Raw genomic sequence first — 25,461 nt, 5'->3', positions numbered from 1 at the left:
GTCTACGTTTCGCGATCCGTGAAGGTGGCCGTACAGTAGGTGCTGGTGTTGTTGCTAAGATCTTCGACTAATTCATAACGAATTAAACGAAATCTTGCACTGTTCTTCTTTTTGAAGAAAGCGCATCGAAAAGGGAAGCTTAGGCTTCCCTTTTTCATTTCTAGATTACATTTAGTTATAAGTGTTGAAATAAAAGACGTCACTTTTTCGATTTAAAAACAGAGTTTTACCGGCTTTATTTCTTAACGCTTTTACTCACCCCTCTTAACCCTTTGATCTTTTCCTGCAGCGGTAAAATCTTTATAACCAAATATTCTGAGCGGACACCATAATGCGACTGGTAACAAGAACTATTCTTGTTTATATTGTTTGTCACAGATTAGTTTTATAGGTTTTTTGAGTATGTACGTTTGTCTTTGCCATGGTGTCTCCGACAAAAAAATTAGGAAGTTGGCGATAGATGAAGGCGTAACAGATATTAAAGGAATCAAAAAGTGCACGGCATTGGGCAGCCAATGTGGTAAGTGCATCAGACAGGCCAAGGAAATTTTAGCGGAAACTAGTTACACGGAATTTAAACAAGCCAGCTAATTGCTGTAAGTATGCAGTAATTATTTGCCTTACATTTTGACACCTTCTCATTTGCTTCTACATTTAAATGAAGCCAAAGAGGAGGGTTTTGTCATGAAAGGCGATCCAATCATCATTCAACATCTCAATAAAGTGCTCGGTAACGAGCTCGTCGCTATTAATCAGTATTTTCTTCACGCCCGAATGTATAAAGACTGGGGCTTAAAGCACCTAGCAGACAAGGAATATCACGAATCTATCGATGAGATGAAGCATGCCGATCATCTAATTGAGCGTATTTTGTTCCTTGAAGGCCTACCGAACCTACAAGATTTAGGTAAGTTGATGATTGGTGAAGATACCAAGGAAATGCTCGAGTGTGACTTAAAGCTTGAAATGGCGGCTATTCCAGATTTAAAAGATGCGATTGCCTACGCTGAAGACATTCGAGATTATGTGTCTCGAGATCTCTTCCAAGATATTCTTGAAGATGAAGAAGAACATGTTGATTGGCTAGAGACGCAACTTGGCTTGATTGAAATGTCTGGTATTGAGAATTATCTCCAAGCGCAATACGTGGACGAAGAGTAACGATACTTTCTGAGTTTGCATACTCCAATAATAGTAAGAAGAAAGAGCACCTGACTCGAAAATCAGGTGCTTAACCCCGTTATCTGGTCTAATCTCTTTTATTATCGGCTTTTTAAGGATATTGCTCGCAATCTTGCCTATGAAGTTTGATTTCTATCCGATAGAATTTATGCCCCCTTACCTAAAAATAAAAAAGAGAAACGTCCATGTCTGAAGACAACCACCAAGCAGCCACTCCAGAAGAAGAACATCGCCAAAAAGCATTGGATTACCATGCTTATCCAACTCCAGGAAAGATTGCTGTCGAACTTACAAAGCCTGCGGAAACGGCGGGTGATCTTGCCCTTGCTTACAGCCCTGGTGTTGCAGAGCCAGTGCGTGAAATCGCACAAAACCCGGATAACGTGTACAAGTACACTGCAAAAGGGAACATGGTTGCTGTTATTTCTAACGGTACCGCTATTCTAGGTCTAGGTAACCTAGGTCCACTTGCATCTAAGCCAGTGATGGAAGGTAAAGCGTTACTGTTTAAGCGTTTCGCAGGTCTTGACTCTATTGATATTGAAGTTAAGCACCGCACGATCGATGAATTTGTGGATACTGTTGCGAGCATTGCAGACACTTTTGGCGGTATCAACCTTGAAGATATTAAAGCACCAGACTGTTTTGAGATTGAAAAGCGTCTGATTGAGCGTTGTGATGTACCAGTATTCCACGATGATCAACATGGTACTGCTATTGTAACGGCAGCGGGTATGCTGAATGCAATCGAACTTCAAGGTAAGAAACTTGAAGATTCAACAATTGTTTGTCTTGGCGCTGGCGCTGCCGCTGTAGCGTGTATGGAGCTTCTGATCAAATGCGGTGCAATGCGCGAAAAAATCTACATGCTAGATCGCAAAGGTGTGATTCACACTCGTCGTGATGACCTTAATGAATATAAGCAGTTATTTGCGAACAATACAGATAAGCGCACACTAGAAGACGTAATTGAAGGTGCAGATCTGTTCCTAGGTGTATCTGGTCCAAACCTGTTGCCAGCGGAAGCGTTGAAGTTGATGGCTGATAAGCCAATCGTATTCGCATGTTCTAACCCGGATCCTGAAATCAAGCCGGAACTTGCTCACGCAGTTCGTGATGACTTGATCATGGGTACTGGCCGTAGTGATTATCCTAACCAAGTTAACAACGTATTGTGTTTCCCATTCATTTTCCGTGGTGCTCTTGATGTGCGTGCAAGTGAAATCAATGATGAAATGAAACTTGCAGCCGTTGAGGCGATTCGCGAGCTAGCAAAAGAGCCTGTACCTGAAGCCGTATTGAAGGCTGCCGGTGTTGATAAGCTAGAGTTTGGTGCGGACTATATTATTCCAAAACCAATGGATTCACGTTTGCTACCACGTGTTGCAAAAGCGGTTGCTCAGGCGGCGGTTAATTCAGGTGTAGCTCGTATCGAGATGCCTGAAAACTACATGGCAGAGTAATATATCTTTCAGATGTGATACACAAAAAATGGGACGCTATTGCGTCCCATTTTTTATGTCATCCATTTGGCTCGAGGCAAGAGTTATTACCTGAAACCTTTTATCAGGCTTTTTTATTCTTCGTCGAATGACTCAAATTCGATGCCCATTTCCGTCATCAGCGCTTTTACTTCTGTTGGAATATCATCAGGACGGTCTTTACGAAGGTCTTCATCTGTCGGAAGTGGCTGACCTGTGTACGCGTGCAAAAATGCCTCGCATAGCAATTCGCTATTGGTTGCATGGCGTAAGTTATTGATCTGACGGCGAGTACGCTCATCAGTTAGCACCTTTAAAACTTTTAGCGGGATAGAGACGGTAATTTTTTTTACTTGTTCGCTTTTTTTGCCGTGCTCTGCATATGGGCTAATGTATTCGCCATTCCAGTCAGCCATTGCACACCTTCATTTATGTAATCGGTTAAAAATAATTTAGGTGCTGATTTTAGCTGCATTTACCGCCATAAGCAAAGACATATAGACGTCTAGAAGTGTTGACGTCTCATTTTTTGACGAGTAAAGTGAACATAACAGCAAAGGAAGCGTGTTGATCACTTTATGTTACTCATTAGATATAGCGCATTCCTATTTAGAAGTCATTACCCGTGAAAGGATACACCCATGAGCACTCGCAAACCTGCGACCATTGCAGTACGCACTGGTATTGAATCAGACAGCCAATATCATGCTGTCGTTCCACCTATTTATCTTTCCACTAACTATGGTTTTCCTGCTTTTGGTGAAGTGCCCAAGTATGATTACACACGATCTGGTAATCCAAACCGCGGACTGTTGGAAAGTGCGCTATCTGAACTTGAGTCTGGAAAAGGAGCGGTTGTTACTAACTGCGGTACGTCGGCATTAAATTTATGGGTTTCCGCTTTTCTCGGCCCAGATGATCTCATTATTGCTCCTCACGATTGTTATGGTGGTACCTATCGTCTTTTTAATACCCGAGCTAACAAAGGCGATTTTAAGGTTCAGTTTGTCGATCAATCAGACGAACAGGCTTTAGATGCTGCATTGGCACAAAAACCAAAACTCATTTTGCTAGAAACTCCGTCAAACCCTCTGGTTCGCGTAGTGGATATTGCAGCTACTTGTGAAAAAGCGAAACAAATCGGCGCGTTAGTTGCGGTGGACAATACCTTTTTGACACCCGTGTACCAAAAACCTTTAGAGCTAGGTGCGGATTTTGTTATCCACTCCACAACAAAGTACATCAACGGTCATTCGGACGTAATTGGTGGAGTAATCATCACCAACACAGAAGCGCATGCAGAAGAGCTTGCATGGTGGGGTAATTGTATTGGTGCAACGGGCACACCTTTCGATAGTTACATGACACTGCGAGGTATTCGTACGCTTGCTGCTCGTATGAGAGTACATGAAGAGAGCTCACAGCAGGTACTAGCTTACCTACAGAAACAAGCGTTAGTTAAAACTATCTATCATCCAAGCCTGCCGGAACATCCAGGTCACGACATTGCTAAAAAGCAGCAAACGGGCTTTGGCTCTATGTTGAGTTTTGAGTTTGCTGGTTCGTTTGAGCAGTTAAAGGTGTTTGTGAAAGAGCTCCAACTGTTTTCATTAGCAGAGTCATTAGGTGGTGTAGAAAGTTTGATTTGCCACCCAGCATCCATGACGCACCGTGCAATGGGTGAGGAGGCGCTGGCGGAGGCTGGGGTCTCTCATCAACTATTGCGTTTGTCTGTCGGTTTGGAAGATGCACAAGACCTCATCACAGATTTAGAACAAGCGTTCGCTAAAGCTACCCAGTAATAGGAGACGATAACAATGACTGTACAACGTCAGCTGCATAAGTTTGGTGGCAGTAGCTTAGCAAACCCAGAATGCTACTTACGCGTTGTGGGTATTCTCAAGGAGTATTCGACAGAAAATGATCTTGTGGTCGTATCTGCTGCAGGAAAAACCACTAACCGCTTGATTGAGTTTTTGGAAGGGTTAAGTAAAGATGGCCGAATTGCGCATGAAGCGCTTCAAAGCTTGAGACAGTTCCAAACTGAGCTAATAGAAAGCTTGTTGGAGAGTGAAGCAAAAGAAGAGCTGTTAGCTTTATTACATGATGAGTTCAGTACTCTCTCGGAACTGACTGCACCACTCACTAATGCGCAAAAAGCTGCGGTACTGGGACACGGAGAAGTATGGTCTGCTCGCCTACTGGCCGCGTTATTATCTCAACGTTCTATCCCTGCGGTTGCACAAGATGCACGAGCGTTTTTACGTGCAGAAGCGGGAACTCAACCAGAGGTTGATCGCGCTCGTTCATACCCTTTAATTAAAGAGATCCTCGCGCAGCATAACCATAAACGTGTGGTAATTACTGGCTTTATGGCTCAGAACGAGGCAGGAGAAACCATTCTACTTGGTCGTAACGGCTCTGACTATTCTGCAACGGTCATAGGCGCGCTTGCTGAAGTCAGTACTGTCACGATTTGGAGTGATGTTGCTGGTGTTTATAGTGCCGATCCACGTTTGGTGTCTGACGCTTGTTTATTACCGTTACTTCGATTGGATGAAGCCAGTGAACTTGCTCGCTTAGCTGCCCCAGTGCTACACAGTCGTACGCTTCAGCCTGTGGCGCAAAGTACCATGGACCTTAATCTCAAGTGTAGCTATCTGCCAGAGTCGGGTTCTACTCGTATTGAGCGTGTATTGGCATCTGGTCGTGGCGCTAAAATTATTACTTCACTGGATGATGTTTTATTGGTGCAGTTGTCTTTCATGCATGGGCACGACTTCGAAAAAACACAGAGTGATGTATTACAAGCGTTGCAGCGCGCGCAATTAGAGCCATTGGCATTTGAAGCTCAATCCGATCAGCATACGCTACGCTTGGCTTACACCGCAGAAATCGCCGGTGGTGCATTGAAACACTTGCAAGAGCTTGCGGTAGAGGCAGAAATTAAGCTAAAAGAAGGTTACTCGCTCTTAGCTGCGGTAGGTGCAGGCGTTACGAAAAACGCCAATCATTGCTTTGGCTTTTATCAGAAGCTAAAGCACTCTCCGGTAGAATTTATCTCTGAAACAGACTCAGGGCTGAGCCTAGTCGCTGTTTTGCGCCGTACTGATACCGAGGCGTTGGTTCAAACGATTCATAGCCAGTTGTTCCAAGCGCAAAAACGCGTGGCAGTGGCTTTATGTGGCAAGGGTAATATTGGTTCTAGTTGGCTAAATTTATTTGCTACGCAAAAAAGTGAGCTCGAAAAACGTCATGGTATGAGCTTTGATCTTGTCGCGGTTGTGGATAGCCAAACCTATTGGTTCGATGAGCAAGGTATTGAGGCGGCGAGTGTTGCTGAACGATTTGATGATGAAAGCATAGCAAACAATGGGGATTGGCTGGCACGTTTGGGAGCGCTTAAAAGCTATGATGAAGCCGTCGTGCTTGATGTTACCGCGAGTAAAGAGTTAGCTCAGCGCTACGTAGAAATCGCACAGCAAGGCATTCATTTGATTTCCGCTAACAAAGTGGCCGGTTCCGCAGATAGCCAGTACTACCATCAGGTTCAAGATGCATTCGCTAAAATTGGTCGTCATTGGCTATACAACGCAACGGTTGGTGCTGGGTTACCGATAAACCATACCGTGCGAGATCTTCGTGAAAGTGGGGATGAAATCGTCGCTCTATCGGGTATTTTCTCGGGGACGCTATCATGGCTGTTCCAACAGTTTGATGGTTCTGTGCCATTTAATGATTTAGTCGATCTTGCTTGGCAGCAAGGTTTAACCGAACCTGATCCTCGTTCTGATTTAGATGGCTCCGATGTAATGCGCAAGTTAGTCATCTTGGCTCGAGAGTCGGGCCTAGATATAGAACCAGACAGCGTTAAAGTTGAGTCTTTGGTGCCAGAAGAATTAAGAGAACTGAGCTTAGATGATTTCTTCGATAATGGAGCGTTGTTGAGTGAAATACTTCAAGAGCGTCTGACAAAAGCACAGAGAAACGATCAAGTGCTTCGCTATGTGGCGCGTTTAGAAAAAAATGGTAAAGCAACGGTGGGAGTCGAAGCGTTATCTCGTGAGCACGCGCTCGCCAACTTATTGCCATGCGATAACATTTTTGCCATAGAGAGCAAGTGGTACAAAGATAACCCTCTGGTCATTCGAGGACCAGGCGCAGGCAGAGAAGTGACAGCCGGCGCTATTCAATCCGACCTCAACCGATTGGCTGGTTTATTTTAAAGTTGCGATTGACCTAAAAACCCTGGAATTAATCCAGGGTTTTTTATTCCCCTATCAGTGCCATACTGAAGTCATAACCCGTGCAAAATGGTGAGATGATGCTCAAGTAGAAACTTGAACTATCTTCATTATTAACTTGAGAAAAATTCATAATTACAAGGTTGACATTAAATCGTATTCAATACATTCTGTAGACATATAGACGTCTAAACGTCGATTTTAAGGATTTGTTTTCGTGGCGGAGTGCCGCAGGGAGAGTAAGATGGGATATACGCACGCAGGCCATATCGACGCCTTGAACCAGAATATTGCTGAGTTATCAGATAACATCAATGTATCGTTTGAGTTTTTTCCGCCAAGCAGCGCTAAGATGGAAGAAACACTTTGGAATTCAGTGCACCGTCTTAAAACGCTTCAACCTAAATTTGTTTCTGTGACTTACGGTGCGAACTCCGGCGAGCGTGACAGAACACACTCCATCATTAAAGAAATTAAAGCAACAACCGGATTGGTTGCCGCTCCCCATCTCACTTGTATTGATGCGACTCGTGAAGAGCTGATTAATATTGCCGATGACTATTGGAACAATGGTATTGAAAATATCGTCGCTCTGCGTGGTGATATTCCTCCAGGTGGCGGTGCGCCTGATATGTATGCCTCGGATTTGGTTGAGCTGCTGAAATCACGCCACGATTTCGATATCTCCGTTGCTGCATTCCCTGAGGTTCACCCTGAAGCTAAAAGCGCTCAGTCTGACTTATTGAACCTAAAACGTAAGGTAGATGCAGGTGCAAACCGTGCTATTACTCAGTTCTTTTTTGACGTTGAGTCTTACCTGCGATTCCGTGACCGTTGTGTCGCAGCAGGAATTGACGTAGAAATTGTGCCAGGAATTTTGCCTGTATCGAACTTTAAGCAAGCTTCTCGCTTTGCGGCACAGAACAACGTGAAAGTACCAGGATGGATGAGCAAACAATTCGATGGTTTGGATGATGATCCGGTGACTCGCCAGCTTGTAGGAGCTAGCCAAGCTATTGATATGGTGCGTGTACTGAGTCGTGAAGGGGTTAAGGACTTTCACTTCTACACACTAAACCGTGCAGAGATGACTTACGCGTTATGCCATACGTTGGGTGTTCGTCCTCGCGCAGTAGTCGGTGCGTAAATCTGGTTTCAAAAGGATAAAAGGCTTGCCAAGTGGCAAGCCTTTTTCGTTTTATCAAAGCAAAAGGAGTTTAACCAATCACTTCAAGTTCAGTTAGAACTTCTTCTGCCCAAGTGATCCAAGTTTCACGTAACAGAAGGTTACGGCGAAGCGTTAGACGTTCTAGGCGAGCTTGTTTATCTAAAGTTGACGGCGTTGCGTAGTAAGCCGCTTCAATTTCTTTGTAGTGAGAAACCAGTTTGCGAGACTCTTCAACTAGCTCGGCGAGTTGGTCACGGAATGGAGCTGCAGGTTGAACGGCACATGCCATCAATTTCGCTGAAAACTCATCACGAACTGTTGGGTGTGCAGTTGGTTGATCAAACCACTCTCCTAAAGCGCTGCGACCAGCGTCTGTAATGGAGTAAACCTTGCGGTCTGGTTTGCCTTCTTGGGGTTCTAATACGCAAGTAACCAGTTCTTTCTCAGCCATTTTGTTGAGTTCACGGTACACCTGTTGGTGGCTTGCTTTCCAGAAGTAACCGATGCTAGCAGAGAATTCTTTAGTGATATCGTAACCGGTTGCGTCGCGAGTGCTAAGAACAGTTAAGATTACGTGTGGTAATGACATGTCTTCAATCCAAATGGTCAATAAACTTGTAAACAAGCTACTTATACTTTCAGCTGCGCTCTTACTGGCACTTGAGTTTTTTAATGTATAAGTAGCACCAACAATGTTGGTCCTGTCACCTTAAAGCCGTTTATCACCTAGAGAGATGGGGAGTCCCATCAAGGCTGGAGCAGGTATGATTGGATTTATGAGCTCTCAGCAGGCAAGTAGTATATAAATAATAAGCATGAAGTGGAATAGTAGGACAAAATTACCCTAAAAAACTAACATAATAATCAATAGTGTTAACTTGTGGTTTTTTATTCTTTTGTTTTGGTATTTTTTGGGTCTTTAGTGGTTTATTTGACTGCTTTTGTTTTGGTGCGATTATCCTGTGATAAAAAAAAGCTGAGCATTTGCCCAGCTTTTTATTAAAAATGAAACGATTAGCCTGTGTTACGCATACCTGCAGCAATACCAGCAATCGTCACCATCAACGCTTCTTCCAAGTTTGCAGAAGCTTCTTCGGTTTGACGCGTGCGGTATAGCAGCTCTGCTTGTAGCATATTCAATGGCTCAACGTAGATATTGCGTAAGCGAATAGACTCGAGTCCCCAAGGGTCATGCTGCATCAAGTTTTCATTGTTCTCTACATTCAGTACCGCTTTGATGTCTTCTTGAAGCTGAGCACGAAGCTTTTCACCGAGTGGACGGAGCGACTCATCCACCAATCGCTCATCGTAGTAGCGAGAGATATCAATATTACACTTCGAGTACACCATTTCCAGCATGCCGAGACGAGTTGAGAAAAATGGCCATTCGCGGCACATCTCTTCGAGCAATGCTTGGTGGCCTTTATCGATCGAGTATTGAATCGCTTCACCTGCGCCTAGCCATGCAGGAAGTACCAAACGGTTTTGACTCCATGAGAAGATCCACGGGATTGCACGTAAGCTTTCTACTCCGCCCTTAGGGTTGCGTTTTGCAGGACGAGAACCAAGTGGCAACTTGCCGAGTTCGAGTTCTGGTGTTGCTTGGCGGAAGTAAGGCACGAAATCTGGCTCGCCACGAACCACATTTCGGTAAGACTCACAGCTTACTTCTGATAGCACTTCCATCAAGTCGCGCCATTCTTGTTTTGGCTCTGGTGGCGGTAACAAGTTGGCTTCCAGAATCGCACTTGCGTATAGGTTAAAGCTGTTTACTGCGACATCTGGGAGACCCAGTTTAAAGCGGATCATCTCGCCTTGCTCTGTTACACGTAAACCGCCTTTCAAGCTTTTTGGTGGTTGCGACAAAAGCGCAGCATGCGCAGGTGCGCCACCGCGACCGACTGTGCCCCCACGACCATGGAATAGAGTTAGCTCAACGCCTTCTTCTTCAGCCACTTTAACTAACGATTCCATCGCATGATACTGAGCCCAACCTGCAGACATAACACCTGCATCTTTCGCTGAGTCAGAGTAACCAATCATGACCATCTGGTGGTTTTGGATAAAACCACGGTAAAGGTCAATCCCCATAAGCTGCTTGATGACCGATTCCGCGTTGTTCAAATCGTCTAGCGTTTCGAACAGAGGACACACATCCATGCGGTAAGGGCAACCAGCTTCTTGTAGCAGTAGATGAACGGCTAGTACGTCAGAGGCGGTACGTGCCATTGAAATAACGTAAGCGCCAAACGCTTCACGCGGTTGTGCTGCAACAATCTTGCAGGTATCCAAAACCTCTTTGACGGGTTCAGACGGTTCCCAATCACGAGGGAGAAGCGGACGTTTAGATGCCAGCTCGTTAGTTAGAAAAGCAATCTTATCTTGCTCACTCCATTGTTCGTAATCACCAATACCTAAGTAGCGAGTCAGTTCAGACAAGACGTCTGAGTGACGCGTGCTCTCCTGGCGGATATCAAGACGTACAAGATGGATACCAAATGCTTTTACGCGGCGTAGTGTATCCAGTAGTGAGCCGTTGGCTATTACACCCATGCCACATTCGTTTAGTGACTGGTAGCAGGCATACAGCGGTTCCCAAAGTTGCTCGACTTTTTGCAGTGGTGCTTTAACAGCCAGCTTTTGACCGTGGATCTTAGCATCGAGAATATCTTTGGTTTCATTGAGCAGAGTGCGTAATTGCTTCAGGATCGCACGGTATGGTTCGTGCTGATCTTCGCCAGCAAGTTCACGGACTTGATCGTTTGAAACTGTCATTGACAGCTCGCTGATCAACTCGTTGATGTCATTGAGATAAAGATCGGCGGCTTTCCAACGAGACAATAGTAAGACTTCACGCGTAACGTTGTGAGTAACAAACGGGTTACCGTCACGGTCACCGCCCATCCAAGAGGAGAAGTGCACTGGGCGAGCATCAATGGGTAAACCTTCTCCAAGGTAAGATTTTAGACGGTCATTCATCTCACGTAGGAAGTCCGGTACCGCTTCCCATAGCGAGTTTTCAACGACCGCAAAGCCCCACTTTGCTTCATCCAACGGAGTAGGGCGTTGTTGTCGAATCACGTCTGAATGCCAGCCTTGGGCAATCAGTTGCTCTAGGCGGCGTTCGGTTTTTCTGCGCTCTTTAGAAGAAAGATCGCTTAGCTCCAACTTTGATAAGCACTCGTTTATCTTGACCAGTTTGTTGATCATCGTACGGCGCGTAATTTCTGTTGGGTGAGCCGTCAATACCAATTCAATATTTAGATCACGAACCGCTTGGGCAGTGTCCAGTTTGCTCACATCGTTTTGTACCAGTTTGGAAAACAGCGAGTTAATCGCGTCTGGTTCACAAATGTGCTCTTCACAATGGCGTGAAATCGTGTGGTATTGCTCAGCGATATTGGTGAGGTTTAGAAATTGGTTAAACGCGCGAGTAACGGGCGTTAGCTGCTCATCAGGTAGATGTTTGATTTCTTCGATCAAGCTGTCCCTGTCTGCTTGATTCCCTGCTTGAGCTGATTTGGATAATTTACGAATGGTTTCCACTTTCTCGAAGATTTCTTCGCCATGGGCATCGCGAATGGTGCTACCCAATAAGTGGCCTAACATGCGCACATTACTTTTGAGTGCGGCGTATTTCTCGTTCATTGTCGTCCTGCCTCGTAAAAAAACTACATCCATTGTCCTTGTTAAGACTCCAATCTAGCGAAAAGCACCAGTTATAGTCAAATAAAGCAGACTAAGTTTGCAATTATTCCGCTGTCTCCTGATTTAGAGCAAATTTACGGCAGCCATAGAGTAAGAAGTGAAAATTAATTACAAAATAACAAGTTAAATAAGTGTTAAGACTAGCGCTAAATTGTGAAGATAAAAAGATGCAGCTCAATCGAGCTGCACAGACTTTTGAGCTTAAACGCGTATTAACAGCAGTACTTGACCATCGCCTTTGAAAGCACATCAATTGTGGGGTCGATAAAGTCGAAGGATAGAAACTCATCCGGTTGATGGGCTTGGTCGATTGACCCAGGGCCGAGCACCAAGGTTGGACACAACTGCTGTAGAAATGGTGCTTCAGTACAGTAGTTCACGGTTTCTGAACTGGTTTGGCAGATCTCTTCAACACCACCAATAAATGGGTGGTCATGTTGGCATTCGTAACCCGGAATAGGCTCATGCAATGGAATAATCTCCAGTCTCCCAGGCCATTTCGCTTCGACTTCTTTTAATGCTCCGCGCAACATGTTCTCTAAACCATCAAGGCTAATGCCGGGAAGAGGACGCACGTCGTAATGCAGCTCACAGCAACCACAAATACGGTTAGCGCTGTCACCACCGTGAATGTGTCCAAGATTTAGGGTAGGGCTTGGAATGGCAAAACCCGGATGGTGATATTCTTTAATCAATTTGTCACGCAGTTGCATCATGGCGAACATGACTTCATGCATGATCTCAATAGCGTTAACGCCAAGCGCTGGGTCCGATGAGTGACCGGACTTGCCTGTTACGCGAATGGCATTTGCCACATGCCCTTTATGACCTCGAATTGGTACAAGGCTGGTGGGTTCACCAATGATGCAGTAATCCGGCTTAAATGGGGCGTTTGCTGTGAAATGTCGCGCGCCCAGCATGGTGGTCTCTTCGTCACAAGTGGCTAATACGTAAAGTGGTTTGCTCTGCTTGCTCCAATCGACTTTCTTCACTGCTTCATAAATAAAGGCGAAAAAGCCTTTCATGTCTGCTGTGCCTAAACCGTAGAAGCGGTTGTCTTTTTCCGTCAGTTTATGCGGATCAAAATTCCATCGCCCTTGATCGAATGGCACGGTATCACTATGGCCAGCAAGTAAAAGGCCACCTTCTCCCTCTCCCATACGTGCGATCATATTGTGCTTGCCTGGCTCGACTTCGATCACTTCAACGCTAAAACCCAGATCTTTAAACCAAGATGCGAGTTTTTCGATGACTTTTGCATTGCCCTGATCCCAGCTCGGATCCGTGGAGCTGATAGAAGAGGTGCTGATGAGTCCTTCATAGACCTCTAGAAAAGTTGGTAATTGCATGGATTCTTCAAATCTCCTGTTGACAGACAGACCACAAAAATGTAAAAAACATATTAAATCATATTTAATGAATAAAAAATCAAAATAAAGCAAAAATTAAATATGAATAGTCATTTGAGCCTTTAAGTATATGGATGTCACACAATGCTAAAAACCACGATTATTGGAGCCAGCGGTTACACCGGCGCAGAGTTAGCGTTAATGGTTAATAAACACCCACAACTCACGCTATCAGGTTTATACGTTTCCGCCAACAGTGTTGATGCGGGAAAGAGCATCGCGCAGCTGCACGGTAAGCTAGCGGGCATCATTGATATGCCAGTTTTACCACTAACGGATCCACTGCAAATCGCTCAAGAATCGGACGTGGTGTTTTTGGCAACGGCTCACGAAGTCAGCCATGATTTAGCCCCAACTTTCTTGGAGGCAGGCTGTCAGGTATTCGATTTATCGGGTGCATTCCGTGTGAAAAGTGAAGGCTTTTACGACACTTTTTATGGCTTCGCACATCAACATAACAACTGGCTAGATAAAGCAGCATACGGCTTAGCTGAGTGGAACCAAGAATCAATAAAAACCACTCCTTTGATTGCAGTAGCAGGTTGCTACCCAACCGCTTCACAGCTTGCAATCAAACCTTTATTAGAACATGCGTTGCTCGATACCAACCAATGGCCAGTGATCAACGCAACCAGTGGTGTATCAGGTGCAGGGCGTAAAGCCTCCATGGTTAACAGCTTCTGTGAAGTGAGCTTGCAACCCTATGGTGTATTTAACCATCGTCACCAGCCAGAGATTGCTCAGCACTTGGGTTGCGATGTGATTTTTACTCCGCACCTCGGCAACTTTAAACGCGGCATTCTTGCCACTATCACCATGAAGCTTGCGCAAGGTGTGACAGAAGCACAAGTGGCACAGGCGTTTGAACAAGCTTATCAAGGCAAGCCTGCGGTGCGTCTTAAAGGCGACGGTATTCCACGTATTCAGGATGTCGAAAATACCCCTTTCTGTGATATCGGCTGGAAGGTACAAGGCGAACACATCATTGTGATTTCAGCTATCGACAACCTACTTAAAGGTGCATCGAGTCAAGCGATGCAATGTCTCAATATTCATTACGGTTACCCAGAACTGACAGCGTTGCTGTAGTCGTTTAAAGAGGGAAATGCGATGACGCAAACCAATCAAGCTCCTTTAGTCATTAAGCTAGGTGGTGCAGCTCTATCATGCACTCAAACCTTAAGCCAACTTTTTGGTGCCATTGCGGCTTACCAAAAATCGGCACAGCGACAAATCGCCATCGTTCATGGCGGTGGCTACCTAGTTGATGAGTTGATGGCAAAGCTTCAGCTTGAAACCGTTAAGAAAAACGGTTTACGCGTAACGCCTTACGATCAAATTCCTGTGATTGCAGGCGCGCTTGCAGGCACTGCGAATAAGTTACTTCAAGGTCAAGCGATTGCGGACGGTCTTAACGCTGTGGGCCTTAGCCTTGCGGATGGTGGTTTGTGTCTTGTTGAAGAACTTGACCCAGAACTCGGCGCGGTAGGCAAAGCATCACCGGGTGACTCAGCACTATTACAAGCGGTGCTAAACACAGGTGCACTGCCGATCATCAGTTCAATTGGTTTAACCAAAGATGGCCAGATGATGAATGTGAATGCTGATCAAGCAGCAGTCGCGGTTGCGGGCGCATTAGATGCGGAGTTAGTCCTGTTATCAGACGTGAGTGGTGTATTAGATGGAAAAGGCCATTTGATCAAAACCCTGTCAGAGCAGCAAGCTAACTCGTTGATCGATGGACATGTGATCACCGATGGCATGATCGTCAAAGTTAAAGCCGCTTTGGAGGCCGCCAATGATCTTGGCCGTCCAATTGAAGTCGCGACCTGGCGTTACCCAGAAAAATTAGCACAGTTATTCGCTGGTGAAAGTATTGGTACTCAATTCTTGCCTCAATAAGCATCAGCAAAAGAATTCAATATTAGGAAGTCGTAGTTGGCACTGACCGCCGAGCGCAGCGCCAGTTAAGTTTGGAGAAAAAACATGAGCAAAGTGAACGTAAATAAAGTGGTAGTCGCATACTCAGGCGGTCTAGATACTTCAGTAATTATCCCGTGGCTAAAAGAGAACTACGACTGTGAAGTAGTGGCTTTCGTTGCCGATGTTGGTCAAGGTGCCGAAGAGCTAGAAGGCATTGAAGCGAAAGCAAAAGCCTCTGGTGCTTCTGAGTGCTACATCGCTGACTTGAAAGAAGAAATGGTCGCAGACTACATTTACCCAACGCTAAAAACCGGCGCGTACTACGAAGGTAAGTACCTGCTAGGTACATCAATGGCGCGTCCAATCATTGCCAAAGCGCAGGTTGAAGTGGCACGTAAAGTGGGCGCGGACGCTCTGTGTCATGGCTGTACAGGTAAAGGTAACGACCAAGTACGTTTTGAAGGCGCATTCGCAGCACTAGCACCGGACTTACAAGTGATTGCACCTTGGCGTGAGTGGGACCTAGTGAGCCGTGAAGAGTGTTTGGATTACCTAGCTGAGCGTAATATTCCTTGCTCTGCGTCTCTTACTAAGATCTATTCACGTGATGCAAACGCATGGCACATTTCGACGGAAGGCGGCGTTTTAGAAGATACGTGGAACGCACCAAACGAAGACTGCTGGGTGTGGACTGTCGACCCAGAGCAAGCGCCAAATGAAGCGGAATACGTCACGCTGAAAGTAGAAAAAGGTGAAGTGGTCGAAGTTGATGGTGAAGTGATGACACCATACAACGCACTGGTTTACCTAAACGAGAAGGGCGCTAAGCACGGTGTTGGCCGTATCGATATCGTGGAAAACCGTCTTGTTGGAATGAAGTCTCGTGGTTGCTATGAAACACCGGGAGGCACCATCATGATGGAAGCGCTGCGTGCTGTAGAGCAGCTTGTGCTAGACAAATCATCATTCGAATTCCGTGAGGAGCTAGGTCTAAAAGCGTCTCACCTTGTATACGATGGCCGTTGGTTTACGCCACTATGTAAATCTATCCTTGCTGCTTCAGAAGAGCTAGCGCAAGACGTTAACGGTGAAGTGGTTGTTAAGCTCTACAAAGGTCAAGCGACAGTGACGCAAAAACGTTCTGACAACAGCTTGTATTCAGAAGAGTTCGCGACTTTTGGTGAAGATGAAGTTTACGACCAAAGCCATGCAGGTGGGTTCATCCGTCTTTACTCGCTATCAAGCCGTATTCGTGCATTGAACAGCCAGAAGAAATAATCCCTTAACATCCATCTTGGATTGAATAAAGACCCGCCATTTATAGGCGGGTCTTTTGGTTTCTAAAAGCGGGTACCTAAATTTTGCTTGAATATATATGTGAAAATATTGAATTTATACTTTATTTTTTATCGAAATTGCCGTAACGTTGACCCATAAGAAAAAGTGAGCAAATGACCATCAAATTGGTTACTACTCATTCGAGAACGTTAGAGTAAGCAATAGTCATCAGGAGAGACGCAATGGCATTATGGGGCGGAAGATTTACCCAAGCGGCAGACACCAGATTTAAAGAGTTCAATGATTCGTTGCGTTTTGACTACCGATTGGCTGAGCAAGACATCGTAGGTTCAATCGCATGGTCTAAAGCTCTGCTTTCTGTTGGTGTGCTATCGGCAGAAGAACAGCAAAAACTGGAACTTGCTTTAAATGAGCTGAAGTTAGAAGTGATGGAAGACCCTCACCAAATTCTTCGCTCTGATGCAGAAGATATCCACTCTTGGGTTGAACAGCAGCTAATCAGTAAAGTGGGAGATTTAGGTAAAAAACTCCACACTGGGCGTTCTCGTAATGACCAAGTCGCCACAGACTTGAAACTTTGGTGTCGTCAGCAAGGTCAGCAATTGTTGATTGCTTTAGATCGCCTACAAGCACAAATGGTCCATGTTGCTAAACAGCACCAAGGCACCGTATTACCAGGCTATACTCATCTTCAGCGTGCTCAACCTGTAACCTTTGCTCACTGGTGCTTGGCTTATGTTGAAATGTTCGAGCGTGACTACTCTCGTCTGAATGATGCCTTACAGCGTCTCGACACTTGTCCACTTGGCTCGGGTGCGTTAGCGGGAACGGCTTATCCGATTGACCGCGAACAATTAGCACATAATCTCGGTTTCCAACGTGCTACGCGTAATTCACTCGATTCGGTTTCAGATCGTGATCATGTGATGGAACTGATGTCGGTGGCGTCGATTTCTATGCTTCACCTTTCTCGTCTTGCAGAAGATATGATCTTCTACAATTCAGGCGAGTCAAACTTCATTGAGTTAGCGGATACGGTGACATCTGGTTCGTCATTAATGCCACAGAAGAAAAATCCAGATGCACTTGAGTTGATCCGTGGTAAGACAGGGCGTGTCTATGGCGCATTATCGAGCATGATGATGACAGTTAAAGCCTTGCCATTGGCGTACAACAAAGACATGCAGGAAGATAAAGAAGGGTTGTTTGATGCTTTAGATACATGGAACGACTGCATGGAAATGGCAGCTCTGTGTTTTGACGGTATTAAAGTGAATGGCGAGCGCACACTAGAAGCGGCGAAACAAGGTTACGCAAACTCGACGGAGTTAGCTGATTACCTAGTGGCGAAAGGCATCCCATTCCGTGAAGCTCACCACATCGTCGGTGTCGCGGTCGTTGGTGCTATTGCTAAAGGTTGTGCGCTAGAAGAGCTGTCTATCGAAGAGTTAAAAGCCTTCTCAGAAGTCATTGAAGCGGATGTGTATGACATCCTGACTATCGATTCGTGTTTGGAAAAGCGTTGTGCTTTGGGTGGTGTTTCGCCTCACCAGGTCGCTTACGCGGTAGAACAAGCGGATAAGCGCCTGAGCCAACGTGACAGCTCGGCGGTGAAAGTGCGTCCTGCACGTTTGACGGACATTGAAACGCTGGAAGGTATGGTTGCTTACTGGGCGAACCTTGGTGAGAATCTTCCGCGCTCTCGTAATGAGCTCGTGAGAGATATTGGCTCTTTCGCGGTGGCTGAGCATCATGGTGAAGTGACGGGCTGCGCTTCTCTATATGTGTATGACTCAGGGTTGGCTGAAATACGCTCTCTTGGTATCGAAGCGGGCTGGCAAGGCCAAGGGCAGGGCAGTGCGATTGTGAACTATTTGGTTGAGAAAGCGCGCCAGATGGCGATCAAGAAAGTCTTTGTTCTAACGCGAACGCCTGAGTTCTTTATGAAGCAAAGCTTTTTGCCGACATCGAAGTCATTACTGCCGGAGAAAGTTCTGAAAGATTGCGATCAGTGCCCACGTCAACATGCATGTGATGAGGTAGCGCTTGAGATCAATTTAATGGAGCAAGTGATCCAAAAAACGCATGTGGCATGAACTGAAGTTGTGGAGTGATTTTATTAGCATTCAATGACATAGTCATTTTCCTGCTTACTTACATCAGTATTCGCTAAAAAAATCGAAAAAATTTGGAACCTTTGAGAGGAAGCCCGGTCTATTAAAGTACCACTGCTTTTTCTTAGAAGAATCTAAGAGAGCCCCAGAACTGACATTGGTTTTGGGGCTTTTTTCTATCTGTCACTTTTCTCTTTTTTATTCGTCTTTTTTTGTCCCCGTCGACGCTGCCAAGGCAAGATGACAAAACGCATCCATAAGTGTAAAAACAACAAAACGTTGAAAGCGAAGCCGGCAAAGATCAAAGCGATCGACTCGATGCTTTGTGGATCATCTTTGAGCGTAAACCACCATACAATCCAACACAGTACAGAAAGTACCGTCAATTGATCCAAGCATCGTTGGCAACGTCCAAGTTTTTTCCAAAACCAATGTTCTTCGCAGCGGCGACAAGTCATAGTGTTTTCCAAACCATTAGTGTTGCTTCAGATTATATATCTAACTATATGGTGGAAAGCGTTTCTTGTACCGGACTTAGAGCGCTATGACACAACCAAAAATGGAAAGTTAGCTTTGTAAAAGCTTCGTGGCACGTAATTGATGTATGGTGCGCTGTCAGTCTTTAACAGGAAATATAATGATGTCGACAGAGTTGAAACTTGCGCTGAGTATCGCTGGTGGGTTCTTTATGATCGGTGTTGTCGCGATTTGTATGGTCAGCCGCTATGCAATGATGGCAGCGTAAGAGAGATTTCATTGCGCCGAAGTAGTAAAGCAAAGCCTCGTTGATGAAGAGGCTTTGCTTTATATTTAGATAGAAGCCTGAAAGCGTTAGCAGCCAGGGCCGCAGTCAAGACAATGTTTCACCATTTCTGGCCCTAAGTGTAGTTTTGCATTCAAATCACGTAGAGCGGTGCGGACGCCTTCTTCAATCACTGGGTGATAGAAGGGCATATCTAACATCTCAGAAATCGTCATCCTATTTTGGTGCGCCCACGCTAAAAGGTGCGCAAGATGCTCTGCATTCGGGCCCATCATTTCTGCACCTAAAAAACGTCCAGTGCCTTGCTCTCCGTAGACATGCATAATACCTTTATTACGAAGCATGACGCGCGAACGTCCTTGATTTTCAAACGAGACTTCACCGGTTGCGAAACATCCACATGTGCCTAGACGTGTTTCTAGTTGTTTATATGTTTCGCCAACCATAGCAATTTGAGGGTCGGAGAACACGGCTGAAATTGGTGAGCGACGCAGACCCGCACGAATATCTGGGAAACGGCCTGCGTTGTCTCCAGCAATACGGCCTTGGTCAGCGGCTTCGTGCAGCAGTGGAATTTGGTTACTTGCATCACCTGCGATGAAGATGCTCTCTACCGAAGTTTGCAATGTATAGTGATCCGCCGTTGGTACGCCTCGTTCATCGAGCGCCACATTGGTGTTCTCGATCGTCAGCTTATCGACGTTTGGACGACGACCCGTTGCGGCCAATACGTAATCGACAACGAAAGTTTCTAATTTGCCATCATGGTTGATGAATTGGATTTCGACCTTGTCTTCGCCGTCATTGTCTGACGAAGCAATGCGTTTCATGCTTTCGACTTTTACATCTGCATCAAGGTAGAACTCTTCCTTAAAGGCTTTATCTGCATACGCCATCACCTCTGGGTCCGTCAGTGGGCCCACTTGTCCTCCAAGGCCAAAGAGCTTCACGTTCACTCCTAGGCGGTGTAAAGCCTGACCCAATTCAAGGCCGATGACTCCTGGGCCAAATACTGCCACGGACTCTGGTAAGTCATCCCAGTCAAACACATCATCGTTAATCACTAGGCGATCACCCAGTTCATTCCAAGCTGCCGGATATGCTGGACGAGATCCTGTCGCAATAACAATGCGCTGTGCGGTGACCTGAGTATGATCATCTATGATGAGAGTGTGGTCATCGGCAAACTTCGCGTAGCCGGATAGTTTGTCTTCAGCGGGAATATCATCGACACTTTCAAGCACAAAGCCAACAAAACGATCGCGTTCGCGCTTTACACGATCCATAACTTCTCGTCCGTTAATTCGTACTTCACCTTGCGGGTGTATCCCAAATCCAGGTGCTTTTTCGATTTGATGAACACTTTCTGCTGCCGCAATTAACAGCTTAGACGGCATGCATCCGACACGAGCACAGGTTGTTCCGTAGGGACCGCCCTCAATCATTACCACGCTGTTGGTATGAGCTTTTGCTGCTCGATAAGCACCAAGACCAGCCGTCCCGCCACCAATAATCGCTACGTCGACATTAACTTGTTTCATCGTGAACTCTCGCTTTTGTTTTAAGCCAAGCTAGCTACATTGAGCTTGGAGAGTGAATTGGATAGTTGAATCTGGATAAGTAGTCACCTTATTGGCAGATGACTACTTATCTAGACTAGTAGAAGAAGTGGTTTAGGGTTGGCCTCCGAGCCAAAAGGCACCGGAGACCGAGGGTGTAGGCTATGGACAGCTTAGCCTAGATACGCTTCTAGCTCTTCGCTACCGCCGATATGCTTGCCACCGATAAAGACTTGTGGAACAGTCGTGCGACCAGATATAGCTCGTAGACTAACTGTTGTTGCGTCTTTACCCAGAATCACTTCTTCATATTGAAGACCGTGGTCAATCAGATTTTGTTTCGCTTTCATACAGAAAGGGCAGCCTGGTTTAGTGAACACCGTGATGGATTCTTGCGTTTTGTAGTCAGGCGCTATGTAGTTCAGCATCGTATCTGCGTCTGACACCTTGAATGGGTCGCCTGGTTCGTTTGGCTCAATGAACATTTTTTCCACTACGCCATCTTTTACTAGCATGCTGTAACGCCATGAACGTTTGCCAAAGCCGATGTCGTTTTTATCCACTAACATACCCATGCCATCGGTGAATTCACCATTACCATCCGGGATGAAGGTAATGTTTTCTGCTTCTTGGTCTTGTTTCCATGCATTCATCACGAACGTATCATTGACCGAGACACAAATAATCTCATCCACTCCGTGCTCTTTAAATACAGGGAACAATTCGTTGTAACGAGGTAGATGGCTTGATGAACAGGTTGGAGTAAATGCACCCGGTAAGCTAAATACGATAACGGTCTTACCTTTAAATAGCTCATCGGTCGTTACATTCACCCAAGAGTCACCTTGACGAACTGGAAAAGTAACTTGAGGGACTTGTTGACCTTCTTTAGATACAAACATAATGATTTCCTTTAACTATTTTAAATTATGCGTATAGAGCTTAGCGTTTTTCGTCGCTCTGTTTCGTTTTGTTGAGCCCATTATTGTAAAAATCCTTTGATAGCTCTAATCGTTTGGTGTTATGGTTTTGATAGGTATTAGCTATTGTTAAAGAAGCGAAGCGTGAAGTATGAATATTCGAGATTTTGAGTACTTAGTTGCACTTGCGGAACATAAGCACTTTCGCAAAGCGGCAGAGGCATGTTTTGTTAGCCAGCCAACATTGAGTGGGCAAATTCGTAAACTAGAGGATGAACTCGGGACCACGCTTTTAGAGCGAAGCAGCCGACGTGTTTTGTTTACCGATTCAGGGTTACAGCTGGTGGAGCAGGCTAAACGCATCTTAAGTGAAGTGAAAACCTTCAGAGATATGGCAAGCGGTCAAAGCGGAGCCATGACTGGACCGATGCATATTGGTTTCATCCCGACGGTTGGGCCTTATCTATTACCCAAAATTCTGCCGCAGATAAAAGAAGCATTTCCTGAGTTGGAACTATTTCTGCACGAAGCTCAGACACATCAATTAGTGCGTCAATTGGAAGAAGGCAAACTAGATTGCTTAGTTTTAGCTTCGGTTGATGAAACTGCGCCATTTAAAGAGATCGAAGTGTATCAAGAGCCATTAAGTGTCGCAGTGCCATGTGACCATGAATGGGCCTCTCTCGACCATGTTGATATGTTGGAGCTGAATGGTAAAACCGTTTTAGCGTTGGGAGATGGCCACTGTCTGCGAGATCAAGCGTTAGGTTTTTGTTTTGCCGCTGGAGCAAAAGACGATGAGCGTTTTAAAGCCACCAGCTTGGAGACGTTACGCAACATGGTTGCTGCCGGTGCGGGGATTACGTTATTGCCTCAGCTTTCTATCCCTAATGAGAAGCAAAAAGATGGAGTATGCTACGTACCAGCTGTTAACCCAACCCCCTCGCGTAATATCGTTCTCGTATACCGTCCGGGCTCACCATTACGAGCTAGGTTTGAAGCTTTAGCAGCGAAGATTAAAGAGGTGTTGGCTTCTTATCCATCATTGAATGCAGCAGCATAAAAAGCAGAAATAAAAAAGGGAGAGCTTGATGCTCTCCCTTGTGCTTTTGTGATTTAGAACAGTTCTTCTGCGCCAGAGCCTGAAGAATAAATACTATCTTCTAAACGGTCGCCAGCGTATTCGGTAGGCTCCGTGCCTTTTTCAAAGTATTCGAACATTGATGTGCTATCTACTTTGTGCGTTAGCATACCGCTGTTGCGATCAATACGAACTCGAATAATATCCTCTGGAATATTTTTACCTTGCTCCGGCGTCCCTTCTAGCGCAACACGCATGAAGTCAATCCAAGCAGGCTCTGCGGTTTTCGCACCCGACTCGGCACCAGAAATTTGGCCTTGCCCTAGGTTGCTGTTAACAGTGGTGCGGCCAAGTGCACGTGAATGATCATCAAAGCCAACCCAAGCTATCGCAACGACACCAGGTCCATAGCCATTGTACCAAGCATCCTTGGAATCATTCGTTGTACCCGTTTTACCCCCGATATCTCGACGACCAAGTTTTTGCGCGCGCCAGCCTGTACCATTCCAACCTGTGCCTTCACGCCAGTTACCGCCACCCCAAATGTTGCTGTACATCATCTCACGCATTAAGAATGCATTCTGTTCAGAGATAACTTGCGGTGCATATTGAGGTTCATCATTTTCAAGGGCATTGTCTGTTGCAAGGCCATCAATTGCGACGTCTTGTTCGCCAAATTCATCAGCGTAGCGATTTTCTGGCTGCTCGCTCATTTGCGGACAATCCTTATGACAAACACTCTTTGGATTGGCTTTAAACAGTACTTCACCGAATGCATCTTCCACGCGTTCTACATAGAATGGTTCAACGTAATAACCACCGTTCGCAAACACAGAGTAACCTTGTGCCACTTTCATTGGTGTTAAGCTGCCAGCTCCGAGTGCGATGGTCTCTGAGCGCGGTACTTGGTTAATATCAAAACCGAAACGAGTAAGGTACTGACGTGTCTCCTCGAGGCCAACTTCACGGAGTGTACGCACTGCCATGACGTTTTTTGATTGAGCTAAGCCGAGGCGAAGACGCGTTGGACCACCATAAGTCGGTGGTGAGTTTTTTGGTCGCCAAGCTGAACCAGAACCTGCATCCCACTTGTTAATCGGCGCATCGTTAATCAAAGTGGCTAGAGTCAGCCCTTTGTCAATTGCTGCCGAGTAGATGAAAGGCTTGATACTTGAACCAACCTGACGCACTGACATGGTTGCACGGTTAAACTTGCTGTGAACAAAGTTGAAACCACCAACCAGCGACAATATCGCGCCATTTTCTGGGTTCATCGCAACAAACGCGGTGTTTGCTGTCGGCACTTGGCTCAGTTTCCAGCTCAGTGTTGTGTTGTCATCTTCATCGGTTTCACTTACTTCGCGAACCCAAACTTGTTGACCTGTCGCTAGCACATCATGCGCTGACTTTGGTGTTGAGCCTTGGCGGTTATCAGTAATGTACTTACGCGCCCAGTGCATTCCAGTCCAAGGGATGGTTTGCTCTTCATGGTTCTTAACCCATACTTGTGCCGTCTTATCATCGACTTTCGTCACAACCGCAGGGTAAAGGTCACCATAAGTTGGCTGTTTCTTCAGGTGCTTTTCTATTTGCTCATTGTCCCAGGCCGCTTCCCCTTCTTTCCAAAGCACACTTTCTGCACCACGGTAGCCATGACGTTCATCGTATGACAAGAGGTTATTTACCGCAGACGTATTTGCAGCATCTTGCAGTTTAGAATCCACAGTCATGTAGATATTCAAGCCAGAGGTATAAGCTTCTTCTTCACCGTATTCTTTTACTGCCCATGCACGAGCCAACTCTGCTACGTAAGGTGCGGAAAGCTCAATCTCAGCGCTATGATAACGCGCCACAATAGGCTCATTGCGTGCTTCGTCATACTGCTCTTGTGTAATGTATTTCTCATCAAGCATTCGCATTAATACAACGTTACGGCGTTTTGTTGCGCGCTCAAGAGAGTAAATTGGGTTCATGGTTGATGGCGCTTTTGGCATACCAGCGAGTGTTGCAATCTCACTTAACGTCAATTCATCAAGGCTCTTGCCAAAATACACTTGAGCGGCAGCACCAAAGCCATATGAGCGGTAACCAAGGAAGATTTTATTGACATAAAGCTCCATGATTTCTTGCTTACTTAAAAGCTGCTCAATATGGATAGCAATAAAAATCTCTTTAATCTTACGCATGATCTTCTTCTCATTAGATAAGAAGAAGTTACGAGCTAGCTGTTGCGTAATCGTACTTGCACCCTGTTTAGCCGAGCCTGAAACCGCAACAACAACCGCTGCACGAGTGATGCCGATAGGGTCGATACCAGGATGCTCATAGAAACGACTATCTTCGGTTGCGATGAGCGCGTGAATTAAGTCTTGAGGAATTTCGTCATAAGTAACAGGAATACGACGCTTTTCACCGAACTGTGCGATCAGCTTCCCGTCTTGACTAAACACCTTCATAGGTGTTTGTAATTCAACGTCTTTTAGAGTTGCAACATCTGGCAATTCAGGCTTCACGTACTGATAGAAGCCAAATATTGTGGTGACTCCAAGAATTATGCAAATCAATGTTAAAAATAATAAACGCTTTATGAACTTCACCGGAGAATCCCTG

At 45.6% G+C, this 25,461-nt stretch carries 19 protein-coding genes and 1 pseudogene; 12 read left to right on the top strand and 8 right to left on the bottom strand.

All coding sequences use genetic code 11. The features are described 5' to 3' along the window. The 4 genes and pseudogenes from R7Q09_RS21920 to R7Q09_RS21905 form a co-directional block, all read left to right on the top strand. A pseudogene (locus R7Q09_RS21920) lies at nt 1-71 on the top strand (elongation factor Tu); the annotation flags it as partial. 331 nt (nt 72-402) lie between these two features. Further along, nucleotides 403-591: a (2Fe-2S)-binding protein gene (locus R7Q09_RS21915; protein ID WP_005381360.1), complete on the top strand. Its 189-nt coding sequence runs from the start codon at nt 403-405 to the stop codon at nt 589-591. 93 nt (nt 592-684) lie between these two features. Then, nucleotides 685-1,161, top strand: coding sequence for a bacterioferritin (gene bfr / locus R7Q09_RS21910; protein ID WP_005381359.1), 477 nt, complete (start codon nt 685-687; stop codon nt 1,159-1,161). A gap of 206 nt (nt 1,162-1,367) precedes the next feature. Then, nucleotides 1,368-2,645 carry a malic enzyme-like NAD(P)-binding protein gene (locus R7Q09_RS21905; protein ID WP_005381358.1) on the top strand — a complete coding sequence of 426 codons (1,278 nt, stop codon included), beginning with the start codon at nt 1,368-1,370 and terminating at the stop codon, nt 2,643-2,645. Nucleotides 2,646-2,758: 113 nt separating this feature from the next. On the opposite strand, the gene metJ is transcribed toward R7Q09_RS21905, so the two are convergent. Next, entirely contained in the window at nt 2,759-3,079 is a 321-nt protein-coding gene (metJ, locus tag R7Q09_RS21900; protein WP_005381353.1) for a met regulon transcriptional regulator MetJ, read from the bottom strand. A 225-nt stretch (nt 3,080-3,304) separates the two neighbouring features. Here metJ and R7Q09_RS21895 point away from each other — a divergent pair, with 225 nt between their 5' ends. The 3 genes from R7Q09_RS21895 to metF all read left to right on the top strand — a co-directional run bounded on the left by R7Q09_RS21895 (nt 3,305) and on the right by metF (nt 8,054). Continuing rightward, nucleotides 3,305-4,465, top strand: a complete 1,161-nt coding sequence (locus R7Q09_RS21895) for an O-succinylhomoserine (thiol)-lyase (RefSeq protein ID WP_005382793.1) — start codon at nt 3,305-3,307, stop codon at nt 4,463-4,465. 15 nt (nt 4,466-4,480) lie between these two features. Then, nucleotides 4,481-6,889 carry a bifunctional aspartate kinase/homoserine dehydrogenase II gene (locus R7Q09_RS21890; protein ID WP_115386339.1) on the top strand — a complete coding sequence of 803 codons (2,409 nt, stop codon included), beginning with the start codon at nt 4,481-4,483 and terminating at the stop codon, nt 6,887-6,889. Between the two features lie 262 nt (nt 6,890-7,151). Further along, on the top strand, nt 7,152-8,054 hold the full coding sequence (gene metF, locus R7Q09_RS21885) for a methylenetetrahydrofolate reductase (RefSeq protein ID WP_005381345.1): 903 nt from the start codon (nt 7,152-7,154) through the stop codon (nt 8,052-8,054). A gap of 70 nt (nt 8,055-8,124) precedes the next feature. On the opposite strand, the gene R7Q09_RS21880 is transcribed toward metF, so the two are convergent. The 3 genes from R7Q09_RS21880 to argE form a co-directional block, all read right to left on the bottom strand. Beyond that, nucleotides 8,125-8,664, bottom strand: a complete 540-nt coding sequence (locus R7Q09_RS21880; protein WP_005382791.1) for a PadR family transcriptional regulator — start codon at nt 8,662-8,664, stop codon at nt 8,125-8,127. 425 nt (nt 8,665-9,089) lie between these two features. Then, nucleotides 9,090-11,723, bottom strand: coding sequence for a phosphoenolpyruvate carboxylase (gene ppc, locus R7Q09_RS21875; protein WP_318071198.1), 2,634 nt, complete (start codon nt 11,721-11,723; stop codon nt 9,090-9,092). A gap of 272 nt (nt 11,724-11,995) precedes the next feature. After that, the gene (gene argE / locus R7Q09_RS21870; protein WP_005381335.1) at nt 11,996-13,132 is read right to left on the bottom strand and encodes an acetylornithine deacetylase; all 1,137 of its coding nucleotides are present in this window, start codon (nt 13,130-13,132) and stop codon (nt 11,996-11,998) included. Between the two features lie 144 nt (nt 13,133-13,276). On the opposite strand from argE, the gene argC reads away from it, so the two are divergent. From argC to argH, 4 genes are all read left to right on the top strand, one after another. Beyond that, the gene (argC, locus tag R7Q09_RS21865) at nt 13,277-14,281 is read left to right on the top strand and encodes an N-acetyl-gamma-glutamyl-phosphate reductase (RefSeq protein ID WP_017633525.1); all 1,005 of its coding nucleotides are present in this window, start codon (nt 13,277-13,279) and stop codon (nt 14,279-14,281) included. Nucleotides 14,282-14,302: 21 nt separating this feature from the next. Next, nucleotides 14,303-15,094, top strand: a complete 792-nt coding sequence (gene argB / locus R7Q09_RS21860; RefSeq protein ID WP_005381333.1) for an acetylglutamate kinase — start codon at nt 14,303-14,305, stop codon at nt 15,092-15,094. Nucleotides 15,095-15,178: 84 nt separating this feature from the next. Beyond that, nucleotides 15,179-16,393, top strand: coding sequence for an argininosuccinate synthase (locus R7Q09_RS21855; RefSeq protein WP_005381332.1), 1,215 nt, complete (start codon nt 15,179-15,181; stop codon nt 16,391-16,393). Nucleotides 16,394-16,635: 242 nt separating this feature from the next. Further along, nucleotides 16,636-18,510 (top strand): argininosuccinate lyase, encoded by a 1,875-nt coding sequence (argH, locus tag R7Q09_RS21850; RefSeq protein ID WP_318071199.1) that lies wholly within the window; start codon nt 16,636-16,638, stop codon nt 18,508-18,510. A 194-nt stretch (nt 18,511-18,704) separates the two neighbouring features. Here the strand turns inward: argH and R7Q09_RS21845 are convergent, their stop codons facing one another. From R7Q09_RS21845 to R7Q09_RS21835, 3 genes are all read right to left on the bottom strand, one after another. Further along, nucleotides 18,705-18,986, bottom strand: coding sequence for a DUF3624 domain-containing protein (locus R7Q09_RS21845; RefSeq protein ID WP_017821737.1), 282 nt, complete (start codon nt 18,984-18,986; stop codon nt 18,705-18,707). A 373-nt stretch (nt 18,987-19,359) separates the two neighbouring features. Beyond that, nucleotides 19,360-20,832, bottom strand: a complete 1,473-nt coding sequence (locus R7Q09_RS21840) for a dihydrolipoyl dehydrogenase (RefSeq protein WP_213898971.1) — start codon at nt 20,830-20,832, stop codon at nt 19,360-19,362. A 191-nt stretch (nt 20,833-21,023) separates the two neighbouring features. Then, nucleotides 21,024-21,752, bottom strand: coding sequence for a redoxin family protein (locus R7Q09_RS21835; protein ID WP_005382781.1), 729 nt, complete (start codon nt 21,750-21,752; stop codon nt 21,024-21,026). A gap of 169 nt (nt 21,753-21,921) precedes the next feature. On the opposite strand from R7Q09_RS21835, the gene oxyR reads away from it, so the two are divergent. After that, nucleotides 21,922-22,833: a DNA-binding transcriptional regulator OxyR gene (oxyR, locus tag R7Q09_RS21830; RefSeq protein WP_005381326.1), complete on the top strand. Its 912-nt coding sequence runs from the start codon at nt 21,922-21,924 to the stop codon at nt 22,831-22,833. Nucleotides 22,834-22,886: 53 nt separating this feature from the next. Here the strand turns inward: oxyR and R7Q09_RS21825 are convergent, their stop codons facing one another. After that, nucleotides 22,887-25,448 (bottom strand): penicillin-binding protein 1A, encoded by a 2,562-nt coding sequence (locus R7Q09_RS21825; protein WP_005381325.1) that lies wholly within the window; start codon nt 25,446-25,448, stop codon nt 22,887-22,889. Nucleotides 25,449-25,461: the final 13 nt, after the last annotated feature.

Source organism: Vibrio sp. 2130-1, assembly GCF_033339515.1.
This window is presented reverse-complemented; position numbering and strand designations above follow the sequence as displayed.

What these genes read in the sequence shown, in the direction of transcription:
- R7Q09_RS21915 (WP_005381360.1), top strand. Translation starts at nt 403, where the DNA reads ATGTACGTTTGTCTTTGCCATGGTGTCTCCGACAAAAAAATTAGGAAG.
- bfr (WP_005381359.1), top strand. Translation starts at nt 685, where the DNA reads ATGAAAGGCGATCCAATCATCATTCAACATCTCAATAAAGTGCTCGGT.
- R7Q09_RS21905 (WP_005381358.1), top strand. Translation starts at nt 1,368, where the DNA reads ATGTCTGAAGACAACCACCAAGCAGCCACTCCAGAAGAAGAACATCGC.
- metJ (WP_005381353.1), bottom strand. Translation starts at nt 3,079, where the DNA reads ATGGCTGACTGGAATGGCGAATACATTAGCCCATATGCAGAGCACGGC.
- R7Q09_RS21895 (WP_005382793.1), top strand. Translation starts at nt 3,305, where the DNA reads ATGAGCACTCGCAAACCTGCGACCATTGCAGTACGCACTGGTATTGAA.
- R7Q09_RS21890 (WP_115386339.1), top strand. Translation starts at nt 4,481, where the DNA reads ATGACTGTACAACGTCAGCTGCATAAGTTTGGTGGCAGTAGCTTAGCA.
- metF (WP_005381345.1), top strand. Translation starts at nt 7,152, where the DNA reads ATGGGATATACGCACGCAGGCCATATCGACGCCTTGAACCAGAATATT.
- R7Q09_RS21880 (WP_005382791.1), bottom strand. Translation starts at nt 8,664, where the DNA reads ATGTCATTACCACACGTAATCTTAACTGTTCTTAGCACTCGCGACGCA.
- ppc (WP_318071198.1), bottom strand. Translation starts at nt 11,723, where the DNA reads ATGAACGAGAAATACGCCGCACTCAAAAGTAATGTGCGCATGTTAGGC.
- argE (WP_005381335.1), bottom strand. Translation starts at nt 13,132, where the DNA reads ATGCAATTACCAACTTTTCTAGAGGTCTATGAAGGACTCATCAGCACC.
- argC (WP_017633525.1), top strand. Translation starts at nt 13,277, where the DNA reads ATGCTAAAAACCACGATTATTGGAGCCAGCGGTTACACCGGCGCAGAG.
- argB (WP_005381333.1), top strand. Translation starts at nt 14,303, where the DNA reads ATGACGCAAACCAATCAAGCTCCTTTAGTCATTAAGCTAGGTGGTGCA.
- R7Q09_RS21855 (WP_005381332.1), top strand. Translation starts at nt 15,179, where the DNA reads ATGAGCAAAGTGAACGTAAATAAAGTGGTAGTCGCATACTCAGGCGGT.
- argH (WP_318071199.1), top strand. Translation starts at nt 16,636, where the DNA reads ATGGCATTATGGGGCGGAAGATTTACCCAAGCGGCAGACACCAGATTT.
- R7Q09_RS21845 (WP_017821737.1), bottom strand. Translation starts at nt 18,986, where the DNA reads ATGACTTGTCGCCGCTGCGAAGAACATTGGTTTTGGAAAAAACTTGGA.
- R7Q09_RS21840 (WP_213898971.1), bottom strand. Translation starts at nt 20,832, where the DNA reads ATGAAACAAGTTAATGTCGACGTAGCGATTATTGGTGGCGGGACGGCT.
- R7Q09_RS21835 (WP_005382781.1), bottom strand. Translation starts at nt 21,752, where the DNA reads ATGTTTGTATCTAAAGAAGGTCAACAAGTCCCTCAAGTTACTTTTCCA.
- oxyR (WP_005381326.1), top strand. Translation starts at nt 21,922, where the DNA reads ATGAATATTCGAGATTTTGAGTACTTAGTTGCACTTGCGGAACATAAG.